We start from the raw sequence: 21,521 nt of genomic DNA on the forward strand, positions 1-21,521 counted from the left end.
CATAGAGGTTCGTACCTTTATGCTTGTATATTCTTATCCAGCAAATTGCACAGCAGTATTTGCATGTAAAAAAGCAGTATCAAAAACGGGAACAGTAAGATCATTTTGGGAGATGAGTAAAGGTATTTCAGTACAGCCTAATAGTATACCTTCAGCGCCGTTTTGAATTAATGACTTTGTAATTTGTAATAGCTTTTCTTTAGATGCTTCTGAAATGATCCCTTTACTTAATTCATCTAATATGACATGATGGATAACTGTTCTTTCCTCTTCATTTGGGATAATTGTCTCAATGTTATATTTCGCTAATCGTGATTTATAGAAATCTTGCTCCATCGTTTGTTTTGTTCCTAATAGTCCGATACGTTTTATATTTTGTTTTACCATTTCTTTAGCACTTACATCGCCAATGTGAAGAAGCGGGATAGAGATTGCTTGTTCTACTTCTTCGGCAAATAGATGTACAGTATTTGAACACATTAATAAACAGTCAGCCCCAGATTTTTCAACCTTCTTTGCAACCGTGACTAGTTCATTTTTTACTTCTTCATATTGATGGTTTTGTAATAAAGTAGTTACTTCTCCAAAGTCCATACTATATAAAACTAGCTTCGCATTTTGATCGTATTGAGAGAGTGTAAGTGTATTAATATGTTTATAGTATAATGATGTAGATTCCCAACTTAATCCCCCAATTAAACCAATAACTTTCATAATGCATTCCTCCCGAAACGATTTTGAATTTATTATTTCATAATTCCGATAAGAATACAATGATTTAAATGTACTATTTAACGAAAAATAAAAATAGTTAGAAAAGTATTGAAATTTATGCTTTTTAGTGCCATAATACGAATTACAAATTAATACTTATCCAGAGAGGTGGAGGGAACGGCCCTAAGAAACCTCAGCAACCCCTATGCAATTTTATAGGAAGGTGCTAATTCCGCAGAGGACACGATGTGTTTTTTGAAAGATAAGAGGATTCTTGAACGTGAAAGAAAATGACCTCTTATGTAAGAGGTCATTTTTTTGTTGTATAGAAAGGAAGTGTCGATGCATAATTCATTTTTAAAATAAATATAGAATAATAAAAGTTGACCAATATGAGAGGGGAATTGTAATGAATAAATTATCAACAAAGTTAGTAGTAGCAATCGGGATTGGAGCAGCCTTATACGGGATATTAGGACTTTGGGGATTTTCTATTGCACCGAATACATTTATTAAACCAGCATTAGCTATATTAACTGTTTTTGGAGCATTATTTGGTCCAGTGGCAGGACTCTTAATCGGACTTATCGGTCATACCGTAACAGATACGATTGCTGGCTGGGGGATTTGGTGGGGCTGGGTTATTAGTTCAGGGATTATTGGTTTTTCAATGGGTCTTATTCAAAAAAGAGTTGGTTTTAGTGTGAAAAACGGGTCATTTAACAAGGGAGATATTTCTTATTTAGCAATTACTGGGTTAGTTGGTATTGTCATTGCTATTATATTTGCTGGGGCATTCGATATTATTGTGATGGGAGAACCATTTGACAAAATTGTTATACAAGTATTAGGAGCAACAATTTCCGACGTTATCGTATTCTTAGTTCTTGGATTGCCACTTACAATTGGCTTGGCGAAATCCAATAAGAAACATGCACATTTAAAAATTGAAAAGTAGGGATGTTAACATGCAACCAATTATTTCGTTTGAACAATTCACCTTTCAATACGGGCATGCTGCGCAGCCTACTTTAAGTGATATTACCTTTCATATATACCCTGGGGAAAAAGTGCTAATTGCTGGACGAAGTGGTTCAGGAAAGTCGACATTAGCTCATTGTATCAATGGGCTAATTCCATTTTCTTATGAAGGGATTAGTACAGGTAACGTATTAATTGCCGGTAAAGACCCGAGGGAAGGCAGTATTTTTGAACAGAGTAAACATGTGGGAACAATTTTGCAAGATCAAGATGCTCAATTTATTGGTCTGACAGTAGAAGAAGATGTAGCTTTTTATTTAGAAAATGAATGTGTAAATCAAGAGGATATGAAAAAGATTGTTTCGGACTCATTAAGAAAGGTGAAGATGCATACGTTTCATAAACAAAGTCCACATGAATTATCAGGAGGTCAAAAACAAACAGTTTCTCTTGCTGGTTTATTAACAACAAATGCGGATATATTATTGTTCGATGAACCGTTAGCGAACTTAGATCCGCTAAGCGCCTTACATACGATAGAACTTATGAAAGATATACATGAGCAATATAATAAAACGATTGTTATTATCGAACATAGAATAGAAGAAATTTTAAAGCTGGATTTAGACAAAGTTATATTAATTGATGAAGGTAAAGTCATTGCAATAGGAACACCAAAAGAAATCTTAGCGTCAAATATATTACCATGTATTGGCTTAAGAGAGCCTATTTACATCGAAGCATTAAAGAGATTACATTTTGATAGTAATAATGACGTAATATATCCAATGGAAAACCTTCAAAAGGAAAAGGTAAGCAACGTTATAAGAGAGTGGATGGAGAAACAAGTCATATTAAAAGGTAATACTAAAAACAAGGAATTACTTAAAGTGGAGAATTTATCATTTTCATACCCTAATAAACAAAAAGTATTAGAAAATGTAAACCTTTCAATATATGAAGGAGAAATTGTGGCACTGTTGGGACATAATGGAGCAGGGAAATCAACATTAGCTCATAGTCTTATAGGCATAAACAAAATGAAAAATGGGGAAATCTTGTTAGAAGGTGAAGATATTAGTTCTTGGTCTATTCGTAAACGTGGGGAAACCATATCTTACGTGATGCAAAATCCAAATCATATGATTACACAGCCCACTGTTTTTGAAGAAGTTTCATTTACATTAAAATTAAATAATTTTTCTAAGGAAGAAATTAAGAATAGAGTAGAAGAAACTTTAAAAATTTGTGGTTTATATCCATTTCGTAATTGGCCAATTCAAGCGCTAAGCTATGGGCAAAAAAAGAGAGTAACAATCGCATCTGTATTAACAATAGATCCCAAGCTTATCATATTAGATGAACCGACAGCGGGACAAGATTATTATCATTATAAACAATTTATGTCGTTTATTAAAAAACTAGCTAAAAAGGGAATCTCATTTGTTTTTATCACTCACGATATGAATCTCGCACTAGAATATGCAGACCGTGCAGTAGTTCTACATGAAGGGAAAATTATTGCGGATAATACAGTGTCTAATGTATTTGGTGATCAAGAAACCTTACAAAGAGCCAACTTAAGAGAGAGTTCTTTAACCAAGCTTGTTAAATTTAGTGGGATTGTATGTCCAGAAAAATTTATGGAGCTTTATTTAGACAGTAATAGGAGGGAGGAAGGTGCATAGTACATATTTTCATCGTATGGATGGGGTAGTAAAATTGTTTTTATTTATTTTTTGTATGACGATTACTTTTTTGTTTTTTGATTTTAGGTTGTTGCTAATTTTATTTATTATTGGGTGTATTGGACTCGGAATTGCTAAAATTCCATTTCGTAAAATTTTAATTGTTTTTAGTGTCATATTTACATTTAGTTTATTAAACTCTGTCATGATTTTATTTATTACACCCACTTATGGATCTGAATTAACTGAATCATATACCTCGTTTTTACATATTGGATATGCAACAATTACATATGAAACATTATTTTATGCAGCTACACTTTCATTAAAGTATTTTACGTTATTACCATTTACACTTCTTTTTATTTACACGACAGATTCAAGTGAATTTGTAAGTAGTTTAAGTAAATTTGGTATTCATTATAAGATTACATATGCAATAAATATTGCACTGCGTTATATTCCTGACATCCAGTCTGAGTATAAAATTATTAAACACGCGCAAGAAGCGAGAGGAGTGGCTTTTGAAAAAGGAGAAGCAAGTTTATGGGTTCGTATGAAGAACCGTGTTTTAATTTTCTGGCCACTAATCATTCATTCTCTAGAAAGAATAGATACGGTTTCAAATGCAATGGATTTAAGAGGATTTGGAAAGAAGGATAAACGTACATGGTTTTATACAAGTAAGGCGAAACGTGAAGATTTCATCGCTTTATTTGCCGGTGTTTTCATATTCATTGTTGCCGTATATTTAAAATTAAACGTATTTCAAAATTTTTGGTATCCATTTTAAAGCACTCTTTAAACGAGTGCTTTTACTTATTTTTATGTAGACATGCTCAAAAAAGGGATATACACATAATGTATAATACGAACCAGTTAAAATGATCAACTACCTATTAGTTTTCAAACCAAAAGGAGGAGAAAATATGAGTTACGGTGGTTCTTGTGGTTTTGGTGGAGGTTTCGCTTTATTAGTTGTGTTATTCATTCTATTAATAATTGTAGGATGCAGCTGCTGGGGCGGAGGATACTAATTTTTAATTAGTCTTCACAAATGTAAACTAAAAAACATTGAAGATACTTATGTATCGAAACAAATAAAAAAGGAGCGACTATGCTCCTTTTTTATTTGTTTTAATGCGTATTCTTACTATATTTTGGGAACGTAATCGTTAAAGTCGTTCCTTTACTAACGATACTTCGGATTTTTAAACTTCCATACATCGTCTCAATAATCTTAACAGCAACCATCGTACCTAAACCGGTGCCTTTCGTTTTTGTACTAAAATACGGTTCACCGAATCGATGTATTTGCTCCTGTGACATTCCAACTCCACTATCTTCAATTCGTATTTCAACTTTACTATTATTGATAGATGAGGAAATATTTAAGGTACCACCATTAGGCATTGCTTCAATACTGTTTTTTATTAAGTTTAAAAAACATTGTTGAAAGTGTTGTTTATTACCAACAATGGTTGCCTCAGAAAAATCCTGTGTAATATGTATCGTATTCATATTACACAATGGCAATATCATATTAATAACTCGATTTAACTCTTGTTTTACTGAAATTTGATCTAATTTTTCTGGAGAAGGTTTGGCAAACGTTAAGTAATCATCGATAATTTCTTGGGCACGATTTAACTCTTCAAGTATATGTTTAATATATTCGTCTCTTGATTCAGGAGTTAAATTTGGTGTTTTTAAAAGCTGTGTAAATCCTTTTACAACCGTTAAAGGATTCCTTACTTCGTGCGATATACTTGCAGCGAGTTGGCTAACAATCTCCATTTTTTCCATTTTAATTAATTTTGAGCGCATTAATACAGCATCTTTTATAACTTCATTTATATAAACAATAAATAACATTAAAGTAGTCGGTAATACCATGAAATAAATAATATACAAATTATTCACTTCAAAATCTGATAAAGTTAATACAATTACAGTTGTAAATATTGCTAGGAAAAAGGTTAAAAACATGGAAAAAGCTACTTTAAGCTTTCTATTATATGTATTAAATTTTGAAGATGCGAGTGCTGTAACGATGAACATTATTCCGTAAACAACGACTGTTAGCATATTAAAGCCATAAAATATAAATCTTGTAATTAATAAAATTGTAAACAATATGATACCGACAGGGAATCCACCATAAAGCGTACCTATTATGACCGGAATTTGTCTTAAATCATGAATACAACTTTCATCCATATAGATAGGGTATCGCATACATAAAATAAGCGGGATACTAGAACAAAGGGTAATCAGTAATATTTTGTATTTTTTCAAATAATGCCTGCTATCATATATGAAATAAAAAACAAATATACTACATAAAATGTATAGAAGGTTATTTAATACGTTTTGGTTAATATAAACAAAGTCCATAATATTTGCCTCGTTATTCTGAATTTACTTAACATATGTATTATACATGATAACATGTGTTAGGATGTATAAACCTTGTTCATACAAGATTTATTTAGCTTTTTTTATAAAATGCAAACATTAGTTATCTAAAGATACTTTTATCAAAATTTTTTACTGGTTCTTCCTGCAAGTTCGTTAAAATATGAGAATAAATCCTAAGCGTTAATTTCCCATGCTAGGTATAACAATGGTGGGGTATGTAACTACTATAAGAAACGTAGGTATTCTTTTCTAAACTCATCTTTTTAATTTCTAACCACTAAACCAGATAGTCTTTTAAAGTAAGCTTAGATGGCTTTACAAAAATCCCTTTTTTTCACCATATCTTTCTCAGCTTCTTTTTCCTATCTCTGAATCAGGACTGACATCAATAACGATACAGTACTTATTTCCTCTTTTTCGAATATGTCCTTTCGTTAAAAACTCTCCTTCATTTTATTTTGAATCATGTTGTATAAGTCTAGTTATAATTTTGCTACTTTGAAAATTGCATAGTTGGACATATGAGCGATGGATATATTTTACCATATTTAGATTGTTATTAAGGAATAAAAAAGAGCCATAGGGTCTCTTTTTTGCTGTATTCATGGAAATAAAATTAAAAGCGTTTGATAAATAGCTACAATAGTACATGTGGTTGCTAAAACACTAGCTAACCATCTTGGAGCATGGATTTTTAACAGTAAGATATAAATTAACCCAAAAGTAACTCCGATAGCAAGGAACATAATAGCTGCCTGTATAGCTAATTGATTAACAGGTGATTGTATAGAAATAAAGTCAATCTGATTCATTTAATGAACTCCTTATAATATTTTATATAATAATATAATATATTTATATATTATATTATAACGTATAAAAGAAAAAGTGTTATTTTTCATTATAAAAGAATACTTTATTATATTAATTATCAAACTTTTTTTAATAAGTTTCGTTCAATCAATACGTGATCCAGAGCAAATACAGTAGCTGAAAGATTACTTTAAGGAAAGGAGTTTATGTAATTACATTCTATTCATTATCGGAATCAATACAGGCCTAAGAATCTGGGACATTTTGAAATTGAAGGTAGGAGATGTCAAAGGTAGTCATATATCTATGAGAGAAAAGAAAATAGGGAAACAGAGACGAATACAAATTACTGTAGCATTGAAAAAACATGCTACGGGCATGCAAGATTTTATATAGTTTTTCGGCTAATCCAGTAACAAACGAGAAACCTAAGTTGTGCCAAAATAGAAATGTTTAAAAAACGCATAGATTGATAAAAAAAGAAAGCGAATCCCTTATGAGAATAAGGAATAATATCATTTTTATTACCACTTTCTTCTATATTTATATATAATTATTTTGTATTTTGTATTTTATATATAAATAGGAGGGAATTTATGACTACAAATAAGGACTACATTCGTTATATCCGGGGAAAAGTAGGGCATGATTTAATATTTCTTAATTTTGCTGGAGGTATTGTTTATAACGAACGAAATGAAATTCTTTTACAAAAACGGGGAGATAGAAATGAGTGGGGTCTACCAGGTGGTGCTATGGAACTTGGAGAATCTCTTGAAGAAACCGCTAAACGAGAAATATTTGAGGAGACAGGATTAAATGTTGAGGTTGAACATCTTATAGGTGTCTACTCTAAATATTCTGGTGAGTTTCCGAACGGAGATAAAGCTCAGACTATCACTCATTGTTTTCAATGTAAGCCAATTGGCGGAGAACTTACTGTAGATGGTATTGAGACTTTGGATTTAAAATACTTCCCAATAGACCAAATACCAAAATTATTCACAAAACTACACGAAGATGCCTTAGAAGATTGGCTTTCCAAAAGAAAAGGTGTATTTAGATAAAACACTTTCAAATTAATTATCCATAATCTTTAACTAACGGGCGCTTTAATTGAGTAAGAAAATAAAAACTTTTAACTTCCGCTAAAGATAATTATGTTAATGATTTAGTGATGGCAGTCCTGTTAAGGACAAGAAGAGGAACGTATAAAAATAGAGTTGTAGAAATAGAAAGAGTGGATTCCATGTGAGAGAATAGGGAGCCACTTTTTTTCTTGCAACTGATAAAGAGACACTATATCTGACTTACATAAATATCCTAGTTGTTCAAATTTGTCCTTGCTAATGGTACCATTAGAGTCATGGAGGGATATTATGTTTACTTTTAGATAATGCTTTAAGTTAAGTCTTTACAATTAAGCCCATTAAACGAAAGCCTTTAAATATAGAGCGTACAACTTTCATGAAGATGCGCCCTAAAAGAAATATTAAGTATGTATTATTTCTTTTCTTTAACTTCGTATTTAGCTTCAATAAAATTTAATAATTTACCTTTTTGATCATCATTTTCTTATATTTCCTTATCGTGTTGTATAATTGATTACGAGTTACTCTTTCTATTTTGATGTTCCTCTACTTTCTTATCATATACCTTAGAGAAATCATCCTTGTTTTCTTTAGCTAATTGGTAAACTGCTTCTTTCCACTGTTCTCTATCCATGCCTAACAGGTGGGGAGAACTATTCGCAATAACTACACTAACTTCTTTTACATCTTTACCTTTAGCTTCTAATATTGGTTTTGTACCTTTTCTTGCATCCTCTATCCCTTCTAAGATGAGTTTATGCGTGTCTTTATACTTATCAGGTACTTTTACGTTCTCCATTCGATCTAAAGCTTCATCCAAAATACTTGCCGTTTTGAATACCTCTTTATACTTTTCATCACCTTTTAGTGCATAACCTAAACCTATTATTATGTCATCCTTATTAAAGTTAAAATCTAGTAATTGTTCATACATGTAACTTGGATACTGTTCCTCAGATATTGTAGTTTTCAACATTGCTTTACTAGTTTCTTCAGTCTTAGGAGTAGAATCTTTATCTCCTAGCCCACAACCGAACAATAATAGAACTGGCACTGTCAACGCTATGAGTTTCGTTGCTTTCATTATGTATTCCCCTTTTAGAAAGTATTGTAATTAATTAACATATTGTACCATAACGTAAATTACGAATATTAGATATACAAATTCCCTATCTTTACCGTGAAATGCATTTATTGTAATAATGAAGAATATGATACACATGCTTGGAATTGAAAAAATTTATAGCTCGTGAAATAAACATATACAAAGAAAAAGACATATTTATATTGTCCTCACCCTTACCGTCCATTTTGTCTAAAATATGGGTAGTCAAACCCACACATTAATACACAATTGGAAACATAATCAGTATATTAAGAAAAAATGTGTGAATTATTTAAACAAAAAAGTGTTAGCAAGTTTGCAAACGAACTTGCTAACACTTATACAGAATAGACATAACTTATTGCCGATATGTCGCCTTTGAAAATAGCTTTAATCAGTTACATCACACTTTATACGAAATACTCATAAAAACAGTCTTAATATACATGATAACAGTATAAACTCTATATTTCTTTTAATAATTTAAGGTTATATCCTTTCTGCATTCGCCGCGTTTAACCACGAATCATAGAATTCTGTAACTGATGCATACCGTTCTGCCCGATTTTCATTTACAGCACGATACGCTACCTCATATAATTCCTTACTTGCTTCCCATTTTATAAAGGAACGATCTTTTTCACCGCCTAGAAGTGAGAAAGCCATTGCTCCCATATTAAATACATTTGTTCTTTCATCAATTATAGCGTTTAGTTCAAATTCCTCTGGTGACATAAAACGGGAGGAACCCCATAGCCGGCCCATTTTATTTATGTAAGGTTTCTTACTGTATAAATCTATATCACAAATTTTTGTTTCGTTTGTATTAAAATTATATAAAATACTACCGTCATAAAAATCTATCGCTACATAGTTTTTCTTTTCTACATAAGTATGGAAAGAAAAAATGGAATGTAAGGAATGAATTCGTTTTATAGCAGACAAATGTCTAAATTTATAAAATGGAGAGTTTGGATTTTTATATTTCTCAGGAGGTGGGAAACGCCAATGCGAATGAAGACATTCACCATCAAACCAATCGAAAATTAATACATATCCAGATTGAACTGGAAAATGATCGATTAATCTTATAAGCGAGTCATGCTTTAAATCTTCATAGATAGTAACTGAATTTTTTAGCCTTTCAATAGCATCCCTTGTTGTTCCTTCATATGCAATTGTTTGTGCTCCTGCGTATTTAATAAATTTCTTATGACCATCTTTTTCTATACCAAAACTTATATTACCTGAATCTTGCTGGTCAAAAACTGCAAATACGGTCCCTAATTTAATAAGCCAATCAAAATTATGATATTCTTTCAATTGGAATGTTACGTTATTTAACTGAATTTCCACGGAATTATCTTTCATAGATTACCTCACATTTAATATAATTAAGTTGTACATTCCACTATTTCGACATATTTTATGGAAATCCTATGCTAATAATATAAAATTTTATAAATATAATGATAAACACTTATAAAGAGGTGAATATAATGGACCAACAAATTGTTATTAAAGCATATCAAAAAGACTGGGTTGAAGATTATATAAAAGAAAAAGAGAAATTCTGTTCCTTGTTAGGACAAGAAATAATTGCTGTTGAACATATAGGAAGCACTGCAGTAAAAGGATTAGGAGCTAAACCTCTTATTGATATGATGATTGGCGTAACGGACTTGCAAATTACTGAAAACTGGATAGAAATTCTATCTGAAATTGGATATGAGTTTGTTCCAAAAGAAGCTACGAATTGGCGCTTTTTTAGAAAGGGAAAATGGAGAGCAGGTACTCATCATTTGCATATTTATATTTATAATAGCGAAGAATGGAGAAACAATATTTTATTTCGGGACTTTCTAATAAGCCATGAATGGGCACGTGAAGAATATAGAGAATTAAAAGAGATGCTTGCTATTACATATACTTTTGATCGTGTGTCGTATACAAAGGCAAAAGCGCCGTTTATTCGAAAAATATTAGAATTAGCTAGAACTTAATAAATTTATAGATTCTTATCTAACTAGTTTTGAAACCTCTTCCTATACTTTTTATAGGGAGGGGATTTTTTGTTTTTTTCATGACAAAATATATAAGTTCTAATTATTGGAGGCAAACTATTTTATTTATTTTGATATTTCGAGTACATTGGAAATATTAAGGGGGAATTAAGCAATGAAAGCTATTGTACATCAATATAAAAAAGGATTAGAGGGATTAGAATATAAATTTTCACCTGAAATAAGTCCTAATGCAGGTGAAGTAAAAGTAAAGTTAAAAGCTGCAGGATTAAATCATAGGGATTTATTTATTATAAATAATAGAAAAGAAATGGATCTATCATTAGTAATAGGGTCAGATGGATCAGGAGTTGTTACAGAAATAGGAGAAGGAGTTTCAAATATTAAACTACATACAGAAATTATTATTAATCCTAGTATTGGATGGGAACATGCTACTGAAGTACCGGAGTTACCGGAAGTGCTAGGTGGACCGAAAGATGGAACGTTTGCTGAATATGTAATTGTACCAGCTGAAAATGTAGTAGAAAAGCCTTCATATCTTACTTGGGAAGAATCAGGTGTTCTATCTTTATCCGCACTAACTGCATATAGAGCGCTTTTTACAAAAGGTAGACTGAAGTGCGGCGAACACGTTTTAATTCCGGGAATAGGCGGTGGTGTTGCTACATTTGCCATGTTATTCGCGAAAGCAATTGGCGCAAAAGTGAGTGTTACTTCTAGGGTAGAGAATAAAAGGGAACTTGCTGAGAAATATGGTGCAGATATTTCTTTTCATAGTGCTGGAAATTGGGAAGAGAGCTTACAAGGTGAAAAAGTAGATTTAATAATAGATAGTATAGGTCCGGCAACTTTTTTGAAATATTTTGATGTATTAAAACCAAATGGAAGAATCGTGAATTTTGGTGCAAGCTCAGGAGATAAAATTGAATTACCATTACGCGCGCTATTTTACAATCAAATTGATATTATGGGAACATCCATGGGTAGCGGTGAGGAATTTAATGAGATGATAAAATTTATAGAAAAACATCAAATTAAACCAATTATTGATAAAGTTTACTCGTTAGAAGAAGCAATTCGAGCACTAAGCCGTATGGAACATGGAGAACAATTCGGAAATATTGTACTTCAAATGAATTAAAAAATATGATTTTGCAATTAGTATATTTAAATGAATATGTTATGTATCCCAAACATGAAAAAATACGAACCGCCTTATTATAAAGGCTTACCAGCTTTATACATAAATTGCGTATAAAATTTGTTTTATAATTGTCATATGAATAATAGTAAAATGAGGATTAGATGAAAAAAGTTTAAGCCTATTTTCATAATGGTATTGTATACTGTGTAAATCAAGAACACTTGTATGTAAGGAGAGAGTTTAATGAATTACACAGTATTTCAGTGGTTTAATAATTTTGCTGATTCATCCAAACTATTAGATACGTTAATGGTTGCTATTACAAATAGCGCTGCATACGTAGCCATTTTATTTATGCTTATCTTATGGTTTAATAATGGAAAGAAAGATAAGGCAATTAGAAAACAATATACAGTTTTATATACGACGCTTTCGGTTATTTTTGCATTATTAGTAAATGTTCTTATACACGCAGTATATTACCATCCGCGTCCGTTCGTATCACATGATGTACATCAATTAGTACCACATGCAGCAGATTCATCATTCGTTAGCGATCATTCTGTACTTGTATTTTCAATCGTCTTCGTATTTATTCTTAGAGGAGAAAAACTGAAATATATCGCGCTATTATGGGCAGTATTAGTCGGTATATCACGTATGTACGTAGGTGTTCATTATCCTTTAGATATACTTGGTGCAGCATTCTTAACACTTATTATGAGCGCATTAGTAATGCAAAGTGCACGTATGTTTGAACCAATAGCGAAACTTGTATTCAAAATGTATGCATTAGTAGCGAGACGAATTCCTTTCTTAGCGAAATATAACCATATCGCATAATTGTATTATAAAAAAGTTCCCCTTTGGACATCCAGAGGGGAACTTTTTTATAGGAAATACGAAAAGAGTTTAGAGTGCTCTGTAATCAAGTTGTACTAATTAATATTTTGAAATTTCACGCACCGAATTTAAATTATATAAAATAATGACACAAAATAACAACAGTTAGTTTTGCATTGTTTTAAAGGAATTAAAAAGAAAACTTCGAAACATATAGTATCGCAAACAAAAATTACAAATTTAAAAACGTATCTTCGTACGAATCCATTCCAAAAGAGAGGAGATAAGTATGCAAAAACTCCAAACGAATAAAGGCGCTCGATATATGATGATTGCTTTTATTGTTTTGTTTCTTATTATGATTTTGCGTATATTCTATATTCAGGCAGTAGGAGTCGTGCATAATGTGAATGTAAAGGATCTAGCGAATGAACAACATAATAAAAAAGGTGTTTTAGAAGCGAATCGTGGCACTATCTATGACCAAACCGGGAAGGTGTTAGTACAAGATTCTACAACGTATCGAGTTGTTGTGAATTTAAAAGGAAAAGATAAAGTGAAAAATAAAGATGAAACCGCACAACAATTAGCCGATGCACTTGAAATTGATAAAGAAGAAGTATTGAAAAACTTGCATGAAGGGCGTACACAAGTTGAAATTGGAAAAATTGGTCGGAACTTATCTAGGGAAACGAAGGAAAAAATTAATAATTTAAAAATACCAGGTGTATCTTTTATGACGGAAAAAGCAAGAGTGTATCCGAATGAAGACTTTGCATCCTATATACTTGGTTTTGCTAGACCAGATGATAAAGGGAATACAGAAGGAAAGTTTGGGCTTGAAAAGAGTTTGGATAAATATTTGCGCTCTACAAACGGGAATATAGAATATGTGGGTACACGAAGGGGGATTCCGCTTACGAATGATATAGGTAAAGTAGAACCTGCTAAAAATGGGAATAACGTATATTTAACCCTTGATAAACAAATTAATAGCTTTTTAGAAGAAGCGATGAACAAAGCACAAGAGCATTATGATCCTTCTATGTTAATTGGAATTATTGCTGATCCAAAAACAGGAAAGGTTTTAGCAATGTCTAGTAAACCTAGTTACAATCCTAATGTAGGTGATATCGAATACTTTTTAAATGATCCGATTGCAAATGCATATGAACCAGGTTCAACAATGAAAGTTTTTACGTTAGCAGCTGCCATTAATGAAGGTGTATATAACGGAAAAGAATATTTTCAATCTGGAAAATATTCCGTGGGTTCATCTGATATAAAAGATCATAATGGTGGATTTGGATGGGGATCAATTACGTTTGATGAAGGTTTTGAAAGGTCATCAAACGTAGCTTTTTCTATTTTAGAAGATCAGTTACTGAAACCAAATAAATTTAAGCAATATATGAATAAATTTGGATTCAATCAAAAAACAGGAATAGATTTACCTGGTGAAAGTAAAAATACTTTATTATTAAATACGCAAATTCAACAAGTTACAACTTCTTTCGGTCAAGGTTCTACAGTAACTCCTATTCAATTAATCCAAGCGGCTACTGCAATAGCAAATGATGGGAAAATGATGCAACCATATATCGTTGATAAAATTGTAAATCCAACAAACAAAGAAGTTATTATGGAAAATCAACCGAAAGAAATTGGGAATCCGATAAAAAAAGAAACAGCGGACAAGGTTAGAAGCTTAATGGAGCGTGTTATAACATCTTCAAAAGGAACTGGTACAATGTATAAAGTGGATGGTTATCCAATTGGAGGTAAGACAGGAACAGCACAAATCCCGAATCCTGAAAACGGCCGATATATGGAAGGGAAAGAGAATTACATTTTCTCCTTTTTAGGAATGGCTCCAATTGATGATCCGGAGTTAATCGTATACTTAGCTATTAAGCAGCCAAAGTTAAAAGGAGATGAGTATGGAGCTCAGCCTCTTGCTGAAATATTTAAACCTGTTATAAAAAACAGCCTTGAATATTTAAAAGTGAAACCGTATACAGAAAAACAAATAGCTGATGCAGCGAAACAATCTCAATTAAAAGTGCAAAATTATGTAAATAAATCGATGGATACAATAGAGAAAAGTGTAGAAAAAGAGAAGCTACAGCCGGTAATTTTAGGAGAAGGAAAAATAATAAAACAATACCCACAGTCTGGCGAGGTAATAAGTGAAGGAGATCGTATATTTTTATTAGGAAATAACGCACATATGCCAAATGTAAAAGGTTGGTCCATGCGTGATGTTATGTATTTCTCTAAGCTTTTGAAATTAGATTTGAAAACTTCTGGTACGGGTTATGTAACGAGCCAAAGTATTGAAAAAGGACAAGGTTTACAAGAAGGAGATACACTAGAAATAGAATTAGAACCGCCGTTACAACCGTTAACAGAGGCGAATACAAATTAATTCAGGTATTTGGAAGGAGCTATATGAAAATGGCTCTTTCTTTAGAGTTATAAGTAATTTCACGCACCGTAATTTTTAGAAAAAATAATAAATAAGCGAATTAATAATAATACGTTATTAAATATCTGATTATTTTTTATTTACAGTTAAAATCATTTGTGATAATATGGAAAAAATCAAATGCAGTGAAGAGAATAGTAAATAAAATGAATTTTTCACAGAGAGCTCCATTTAGCTGAAAAGGAGTAAAAATTCTTTATTGAATCAAGCCTCTGAGCAGTACACCGGAACCTGTTATGAAGGGGGTGGTGTGACGGGAGCTCCCGTTATAGAGCTATGGTATAAGCATGAATGAGAATGCAGTACCTGATAAGGTTAGTATGGTGACATATTAACAAACTAGGGTGGCACCGCGATGATAATCTCGTCCCTAAGATTAAAAGTCTTGGGGGTGGGATTTTTTTATTGTTGTAAAACAATTTGGAAAGCGGGGGCCAAAAATGAAAAACTTACTTAAAGATTGGAAATATCCTTTATTACTATTGTCCGGAGTTGGTATTGCGAATTTAGGGGCATGGATTTACTTAATAGCACTGAATGTACTTGTCTATAATATGGGTGGCTCAGCCTTAGCTGTTGCTACTTTATATGTAATAAAACCATTAGCCACTTTATTTACAAACGCTTGGTCTGGGAGTATGATTGATCGTTTAAATAAACGGAAGTTAATGATTCACCTCGATATATATCGTGCGTTATTTATCGCTATTTTACCTTTACTTCCGTCACTTTGGATTGTTTATGTATTCGTATTCTTTATAAGTATGGCCAGTGCAATTTATGAGTCAACTGCTATGACGTATATGACGAAATTAATTCCAGTAGAGCGAAGACAACGTTTCAACTCACTACGTAGTTTAATAGGATCTGGTGCATCACTAATTGGACCAGCAGTAGCGGGGGGATTATTAATTGCGGGTACACCAGAATTCGCTATATATATGAATGCTATAGCATTTCTCTTATCAGGATTAATTACATTACTTTTACCCAACCTTGATAAGAAAAAAGATTCGGATACAACTAGTAATACATTATCCCTTACAGTATTAAAAAAAGATTGGAGCACTGTTATAAATTTTAGTAGAAAACATGTGTATGTCGTATATGTGTATTTTTTATTTCAAAGTATGTTCGTATTAGCAACTGCTACTGATTCACTTGAACTATCGTTTGCGAAAGAGGTATTACTACTAACAGATAGTGAATACGGTTTTCTAGTTAGTATAGCTGGTGCAGGCTATATATTAGGTGCCATAACAAATACAATTTTGTCAAAGAAATTAGCACCTTCATTTCTAATTGGAATAGGATCATTATTCATCGCAATTGGTTATTTAATTTATGCCTTTTCAAATGTATTTTTAATAGCTGCTATTGGATTCTTTATTTTATCTTTTTCGATGGCATATGCAAATACAGGATTTTATACATTTTACCAAAATAACATCCCTGTTCATATGATGGGACGGATCGGGAGTATATATGGGCTTATTATTGCGTTAGTAACAATTTTTATTACAATATTATCTGGTGTTGCGACTCAGTTCATTTCTATACAACTTGTAGTTATTGTAGGGTCATTAATAATGTTATTTATCACTATCGTATTGTGTGTGTTTACTTTATTCCCATTGCAATCTAAGTTGTATTCTACTGAATCAATAAAGTGAAACTTTAATCAGTGGGGGTTTTGTTCATCCCCCGCTTAACTTCCACTGAATTTTGAGGTGGGGGTCTTACTGTCCGTTAATGCGGGATAAATTCGAAATAAACTTTGTGTTCTCATTAACAATTTATCGTATTCAATAAGAGGGTTCTTTCCCCTTTATATGGAAAAATTAATAAGGGGAAAGAACAATTTGGAAAGATAAGGGTGGTTGTCGTGATAAAAACAAAAGATGAGATTAATAAAATTGTAAAAGAAATACAAAAGGAAATAGATTTCTCTGGAGTAGTTTTAGTAAAAAAAGAAAAAAACCTAGTCTATGAAAAAGCATTGGGTTACGCAAACCAAAGTGAATGTATAAGCAATACGATACAAACAAGATTCGGCATTGCCTCAGGATGTAAAATTTTCACTGCAATTGGCATCTGTCAACTTGTTGAAAAAGGTGTTATTTCTTTTCATACAAAATTAAAAGATTGTCTAGAGATAAAATTTCCAAACTTTGATGAAGATATTACAATACATCAACTACTAACGCATAGCGCTGGTATACCAGATTATTTTGATGAAAGTATTATGGATAACTTCGAAGATCTTTGGAAACAAACACCTATGTATCTATTAAAGAGCTTAAAAGATTTTTTACCATTATTCCAAAACAGTAATATGATGTTTACACCTGGAAGTAAGTTTCACTACAACAATGCAGGTTTTATCATACTCGGATTAATAATAGAAGAACAGACGGGATTTAAATTTACGGAGTATATAGAAAAGAACATATTTAATCCAATTGGTATGAATGATTCTGGCTATTTTTCTTTAGATAGATTACCAAGACATACAGCACTAGGATATATAAAGGATGAAACTAACCAAAATTGGAGAACAAACGCCTACTCTATACCAATAAAAGGAGGAGCTGATGGAGGTGCATATGTTACTGCACCAGACATGCTGAAATTTTGGGCGGCACTATTTAATAATGAAATTTTAGGAAAGGAATATACAAAGTTACTTTTAACTCCCCACATTCAAGTAAATGATAAACAGTCTTACGGCTATGGAATATGGATTGAAACACGAGAAAACAAGGTATTCAAATATCATATAATGGGATATGATCCAGGCGTCAGTTTTCGCTCGTCTATATATCCAGAATTAGGAATCACTTTAGTTATTCCATCGAATAAAGGGGCAGGACCCGAAAAATTAATGACAGAAATAGAAAGAGCTTTTTAATTATATGGATATTAAAGAAGAGATACAAAAATAATTTAAACGGGTTCATGATAGTTTCTATTTTGAAAAATATTTTAGTTAACGAGAAACCCTTTATTTAGTAAATAAAGGGTTTTATAATTTCATAAAAATATATACAATTATATAGATTTTGGAATTCGAAAACATTACTATATAGTTGTAAATTTTAATTATTCATTCATATGAAAGGGCGTGTTAGCAATTTGTATATGATCAACGGTAGTTTGTTTATTATTTTAGGGGTTATTTGTTATTTAATTGTACGTGGAATATTAATTGGTACCAAAAATAAAAAACATGTGATTTGGTGGAAAGAAATAATAAGTTTTTTATTCGTGGTCTACATTTGTATGGTTGTTGCAGTAACTTTATTCCCTTTACCAATTGGTTTTCCTTCTAATGTTGAAAATCTGAATCGCTCGGTCAATATAATACCATTTGCATCAATTATTAAAGACATCAATCAAATTGGTAGTGCTTATGATGGGGATGCCCTGTTTATGATTGGTCTAATTGTAAGAAATGTAGGCGGGAATATTTTATTATTAATGCCTTTAGGATTTTCAGCACCAATCTTATGGGATAAATATACGAAATTCAAAAATAATATTTTATTAGGATTTGCTATATCAGTTAGTATTGAATTGCTACAATTAATTGAGTCTTTATTTAGTGGAGTGGGACGTATTACTGATATTGATGATGTGATCTGTAATGTTATAGGTTCTATTGTTGGATATTGTATTTATAATATCTTTTTAAAAGCTATTAATAAATTTAACATTCGATTGTTGGGTAAAACTAATTCTAAAGGTGTGGAATTAGTTGATAAATAGGAGTTTAAACAAGTTATTAAAAGCGTACGAGTAAAAAGTACGTCTTTTTATTTTTATAAATAATGCTTAAGGCTGATGAGAACTCACATTTTCCATCTTACACTTGAAAGTAGCTATTGTATTTCAATTATGGAATGAAAAGAGGAGAATATAATCTTTAAAGATAAACAAGTTTATAGGAGGATTCTAAATGGATATTTTACTTGTTGTTCTTATTATTGTTTTGATGCAAAGTAAAGAACGAAAAGTGAAAATAAACCGTATTTGGCTCATTCCGGCTTTGTTGTGCTTTGTAACAGTTCAGTCCATTATTCGTATGGGACAAATAACTTTGCTGCAAGGACTACTGTTTTTTGTAATGCTTGGAATTGGCTTAGGTATTGGAATTATACGGGGGAAAGCTTTAACATTTCGATTAGATAGTGAAACGGGTCATGTACTACGGAAAGGAAATTGGGTAAGTACAATAATTCTTCTTGTTATTTTAGGAGCAAAAATTATTATTAAACAAAGTATGTTTTCTGGTAGCACGCACCAGACACTAATGGTTGTAACAAATGCCTTTTTATGTATTACATTAGGCACCGTAATTAGTAGACGTTATTATATTTGGAAAAAATATAATGAATTAACACAAAAAGCGTAAATACATGCATCCCTTGTTTAACATTGTTGCGAACGGTAATACTAAATAACATTGAACTTTTACAACAAGGGATGATAATATGATATACATTTACACAGACTTCGGCGGTACACATACAACATCACTAGCTGCAGCATATCATTTAAATAAATTACCAACGGATCGTAAGTTAACAAAAGAAGAAATTTTGAATGTAGATTACTTTAATAAATTGAAAACAGAAGATATGGGAAAAATTATTTTTCATGGAATAGACGAAAACGGTCATCCTGTATATACGATTGGATGTGGCGCATCAAAAGTTGTTGTACCAGCGATGAAGCATTTAGGAGAAATCTTGCAAAAACATTATCAAAGTCATGAAAAAATTATTTTTTCTAATACATCACCAACCGTACCTTTACCAATGACTTTTGGTGGTCTGTTTTCTAGAAGGTTCCATATCGATTTTATTGGCGTACCGTTACTCGTATGGGGAGCAAAAATTTGCTGTGATAATATACAAAGGCTTGTTAGTTATACAAAAGAGGCAGGAAGATTAACGAATGATTATGTTGTAATTTTAGATAATGAAACTTTTAAATAGTATATGAATAAGAAGAAAATCGAGCAAATTCCTTGATTTTCTTTTTTATTTGTGGAATAGACAAGAAATAGTCACATTTAATATACATCTACTATAGCCAAAATAATAAAGTCCTGTTACTATTACAGGGATATTCTCTTTTTATAACATAAATATATAGAAAAATTAGAAAAGAGGAATTGAATTAAGGGAGGAACAACATGAAGCGTGTTGCTTGGATTACTGATAGTACAACTGCGAATTTTAAAACAGAAGGAGATAACTTTGTTATCCCAATCGAAGTTATTATTGATGGAATTTCGTACAAAGATTGTGAAGAAGGTGTACGTGAACGGGTTTATAATGCGTTAAACGAAGGTAAAACAGTCACTACTTCACAACCTAATATTGGGGAAATGGTAGAGTTGTTTACAAAATGCAAAGAAGGATATGAAGAAGGATTTGCAGTTGCTATTAGCGGAAAAGTAAGTGGAACCTATCAAAATATGAAGTTAGCTGCAGAAATGGCAGGTTTTCCATTAACTGTATTAGACAGTGAAACAACAAGTTATCCAATGGATGAATTAATTAGAAAAGCGAAATCGTTATACAATGATGGTATGACTTTACAAGATATACACAAAACATTAGTAGATGAAAAAAGAAGACCTTTTCATGTATTCCCAAAGAGTTTAAAAGGTTTATATGCGAGTGGTCGTGTAAAGGGTATTCAATTTTTACTTGGAAGTTTATTAAGTGTGAACTTAATACTAGAAGTAAAAGGTGGAGAGCTTTTACTTGAAAAGAAAGTTCGTAAAATCCAAAAATGTCGAGAATATATTAAAAATGAACTTGAAAAAGAATTACCAAAAGTACTTCATATGTTCCATGCTAACGATAAAGCTGGAGCGGAAGAATGGATTGCAGATATTAAACAAGCATTCCCCGAAATGGATTTCAAATTATATCCATTACCAATTTCATTTGCGGTTCATGCAGGTGAGGGAACAATAGCAATTAGTTATTAAAGTAAAACCCGTGAATCATTCACGGGTTTTTTCAGAGTGTTGGGAAAGACCTTATATACTATAAGGTCTTTTGTACCTCTTAAAATGACTTGAATAGCGTTTATTTGAGGTCATTAGGTAGTTAGAGATTGATGACTATCTTTAACGAAAAAAGTTGAAGTCATATTTTTAAATGCTAATAAATCAGAATATTCTACCT

20 protein-coding genes, 2 pseudogenes, 1 riboswitch and 1 other annotated feature are annotated in these 21,521 nt (G+C 31.7%); of the genes and pseudogenes, 16 read left to right on the forward strand and 6 right to left on the reverse strand.

Annotated features, from left to right (window positions below):
* Nucleotides 1–33 precede the first annotated feature (33 nt).
* Complete coding sequence (locus tag DOS87_RS14110; RefSeq protein WP_000864388.1) at nt 34–714, reverse strand: aspartate/glutamate racemase family protein; 681 nt, start codon at nt 712–714, stop codon at nt 34–36.
* 153 nt (nt 715–867) lie between these two features.
* Nucleotides 868–983, forward strand: a riboswitch (SAM riboswitch).
* 140 nt (nt 984–1,123) lie between these two features.
* Between DOS87_RS14110 and DOS87_RS14115 the strand changes: the two genes are divergently transcribed.
* The 4 genes from DOS87_RS14115 (at nt 1,124) to DOS87_RS14130 (ending at nt 4,420) form a co-directional block, all read left to right on the forward strand.
* A complete protein-coding gene (locus DOS87_RS14115) occupies nt 1,124–1,672 on the forward strand; it encodes an ECF-type riboflavin transporter substrate-binding protein (RefSeq protein WP_001038209.1) in 549 nt (182 codons plus the stop codon).
* A 10-nt stretch (nt 1,673–1,682) separates the two neighbouring features.
* Complete coding sequence (locus DOS87_RS14120) at nt 1,683–3,383, forward strand: ABC transporter ATP-binding protein (protein ID WP_001182502.1); 1,701 nt, start codon at nt 1,683–1,685, stop codon at nt 3,381–3,383.
* Entirely contained in the window at nt 3,376–4,176 is an 801-nt protein-coding gene (locus tag DOS87_RS14125; RefSeq protein WP_000556368.1) for an energy-coupling factor transporter transmembrane component T family protein, read from the forward strand. The genes DOS87_RS14120 and DOS87_RS14125 overlap by 8 nt, the downstream gene beginning before the upstream one ends.
* A gap of 136 nt (nt 4,177–4,312) precedes the next feature.
* Nucleotides 4,313–4,420 (forward strand): YjcZ family sporulation protein, encoded by a 108-nt coding sequence (locus DOS87_RS14130; RefSeq protein ID WP_000120182.1) that lies wholly within the window; start codon nt 4,313–4,315, stop codon nt 4,418–4,420.
* Nucleotides 4,421–4,520: 100 nt separating this feature from the next.
* On the opposite strand, the gene DOS87_RS14135 is transcribed toward DOS87_RS14130, so the two are convergent.
* From DOS87_RS14135 to DOS87_RS14140, 3 genes and pseudogenes are all read right to left on the reverse strand, one after another.
* Nucleotides 4,521–5,780, reverse strand: coding sequence for a sensor histidine kinase (locus DOS87_RS14135; RefSeq protein ID WP_000348332.1), 1,260 nt, complete (start codon nt 5,778–5,780; stop codon nt 4,521–4,523).
* A 210-nt stretch (nt 5,781–5,990) separates the two neighbouring features.
* Nucleotides 5,991–6,227 (reverse strand): annotated as a pseudogene (locus DOS87_RS30625) (site-specific integrase); the annotation flags it as partial.
* A gap of 179 nt (nt 6,228–6,406) precedes the next feature.
* Nucleotides 6,407–6,616, reverse strand: a complete 210-nt coding sequence (locus DOS87_RS14140; RefSeq protein WP_001071610.1) for a hypothetical protein — start codon at nt 6,614–6,616, stop codon at nt 6,407–6,409.
* 178 nt (nt 6,617–6,794) lie between these two features.
* Here DOS87_RS14140 and DOS87_RS14145 point away from each other — a divergent pair.
* Nucleotides 6,795–6,983, forward strand: a pseudogene (locus tag DOS87_RS14145) (site-specific integrase); the annotation flags it as partial.
* Between the two features lie 230 nt (nt 6,984–7,213).
* Complete coding sequence (locus DOS87_RS14150; RefSeq protein WP_000210489.1) at nt 7,214–7,684, forward strand: NUDIX hydrolase; 471 nt, start codon at nt 7,214–7,216, stop codon at nt 7,682–7,684.
* A 538-nt stretch (nt 7,685–8,222) separates the two neighbouring features.
* Here the strand turns inward: DOS87_RS14150 and DOS87_RS14155 are convergent.
* Nucleotides 8,223–8,792, reverse strand: coding sequence for a hypothetical protein (locus DOS87_RS14155; RefSeq protein ID WP_098900427.1), 570 nt, complete (start codon nt 8,790–8,792; stop codon nt 8,223–8,225).
* A 510-nt stretch (nt 8,793–9,302) separates the two neighbouring features.
* Nucleotides 9,303–10,184: a protein kinase domain-containing protein gene (locus DOS87_RS14160; RefSeq protein WP_000654529.1), complete on the reverse strand. Its 882-nt coding sequence runs from the start codon at nt 10,182–10,184 to the stop codon at nt 9,303–9,305.
* A 128-nt stretch (nt 10,185–10,312) separates the two neighbouring features.
* Here DOS87_RS14160 and DOS87_RS14165 point away from each other — a divergent pair, with 128 nt between their 5' ends.
* From DOS87_RS14165 to DOS87_RS14210, 10 genes are all read left to right on the forward strand, one after another.
* Nucleotides 10,313–10,816, forward strand: a complete 504-nt coding sequence (locus tag DOS87_RS14165; protein ID WP_151628718.1) for a GrpB family protein — start codon at nt 10,313–10,315, stop codon at nt 10,814–10,816.
* A gap of 175 nt (nt 10,817–10,991) precedes the next feature.
* Nucleotides 10,992–11,981, forward strand: a complete 990-nt coding sequence (locus DOS87_RS14170; protein WP_000644523.1) for a zinc-binding dehydrogenase — start codon at nt 10,992–10,994, stop codon at nt 11,979–11,981.
* Nucleotides 11,982–12,227: 246 nt separating this feature from the next.
* A complete protein-coding gene (locus DOS87_RS14175; protein WP_001110130.1) occupies nt 12,228–12,827 on the forward strand; it encodes an undecaprenyl-diphosphatase in 600 nt (199 codons plus the stop codon).
* 289 nt (nt 12,828–13,116) lie between these two features.
* Nucleotides 13,117–15,255 carry a penicillin-binding protein gene (locus tag DOS87_RS14180; RefSeq protein WP_001170953.1) on the forward strand — a complete coding sequence of 713 codons (2,139 nt, stop codon included), beginning with the start codon at nt 13,117–13,119 and terminating at the stop codon, nt 15,253–15,255.
* A gap of 176 nt (nt 15,256–15,431) precedes the next feature.
* Nucleotides 15,432–15,690, forward strand: a binding site (T-box leader).
* A gap of 65 nt (nt 15,691–15,755) precedes the next feature.
* Nucleotides 15,756–16,988 (forward strand): MFS transporter, encoded by a 1,233-nt coding sequence (locus DOS87_RS14185; protein ID WP_000793350.1) that lies wholly within the window; start codon nt 15,756–15,758, stop codon nt 16,986–16,988.
* A gap of 212 nt (nt 16,989–17,200) precedes the next feature.
* Nucleotides 17,201–18,226 carry a serine hydrolase domain-containing protein gene (locus DOS87_RS14190; RefSeq protein WP_000598055.1) on the forward strand — a complete coding sequence of 342 codons (1,026 nt, stop codon included), beginning with the start codon at nt 17,201–17,203 and terminating at the stop codon, nt 18,224–18,226.
* A gap of 224 nt (nt 18,227–18,450) precedes the next feature.
* Nucleotides 18,451–19,083: a VanZ family protein gene (locus tag DOS87_RS14195; protein WP_000281840.1), complete on the forward strand. Its 633-nt coding sequence runs from the start codon at nt 18,451–18,453 to the stop codon at nt 19,081–19,083.
* A gap of 190 nt (nt 19,084–19,273) precedes the next feature.
* The gene (locus DOS87_RS14200) at nt 19,274–19,729 is read left to right on the forward strand and encodes a DUF1453 family protein (protein ID WP_000353715.1); all 456 of its coding nucleotides are present in this window, start codon (nt 19,274–19,276) and stop codon (nt 19,727–19,729) included.
* A 79-nt stretch (nt 19,730–19,808) separates the two neighbouring features.
* Complete coding sequence (locus tag DOS87_RS14205; RefSeq protein ID WP_000639423.1) at nt 19,809–20,315, forward strand: DUF3189 family protein; 507 nt, start codon at nt 19,809–19,811, stop codon at nt 20,313–20,315.
* Nucleotides 20,316–20,515: 200 nt separating this feature from the next.
* Nucleotides 20,516–21,322, forward strand: coding sequence for a DegV family protein (locus DOS87_RS14210; RefSeq protein ID WP_000831922.1), 807 nt, complete (start codon nt 20,516–20,518; stop codon nt 21,320–21,322).
* The last annotated feature ends 199 nt before the right edge of the window (nt 21,323–21,521 follow it).

The sequence above is a fragment of the Bacillus sp. CR71 genome (assembly GCF_003429245.1).
Taxonomy (GTDB): Bacteria; Bacillota; Bacilli; order Bacillales; family Bacillaceae_G; genus Bacillus_A; species Bacillus_A thuringiensis_S.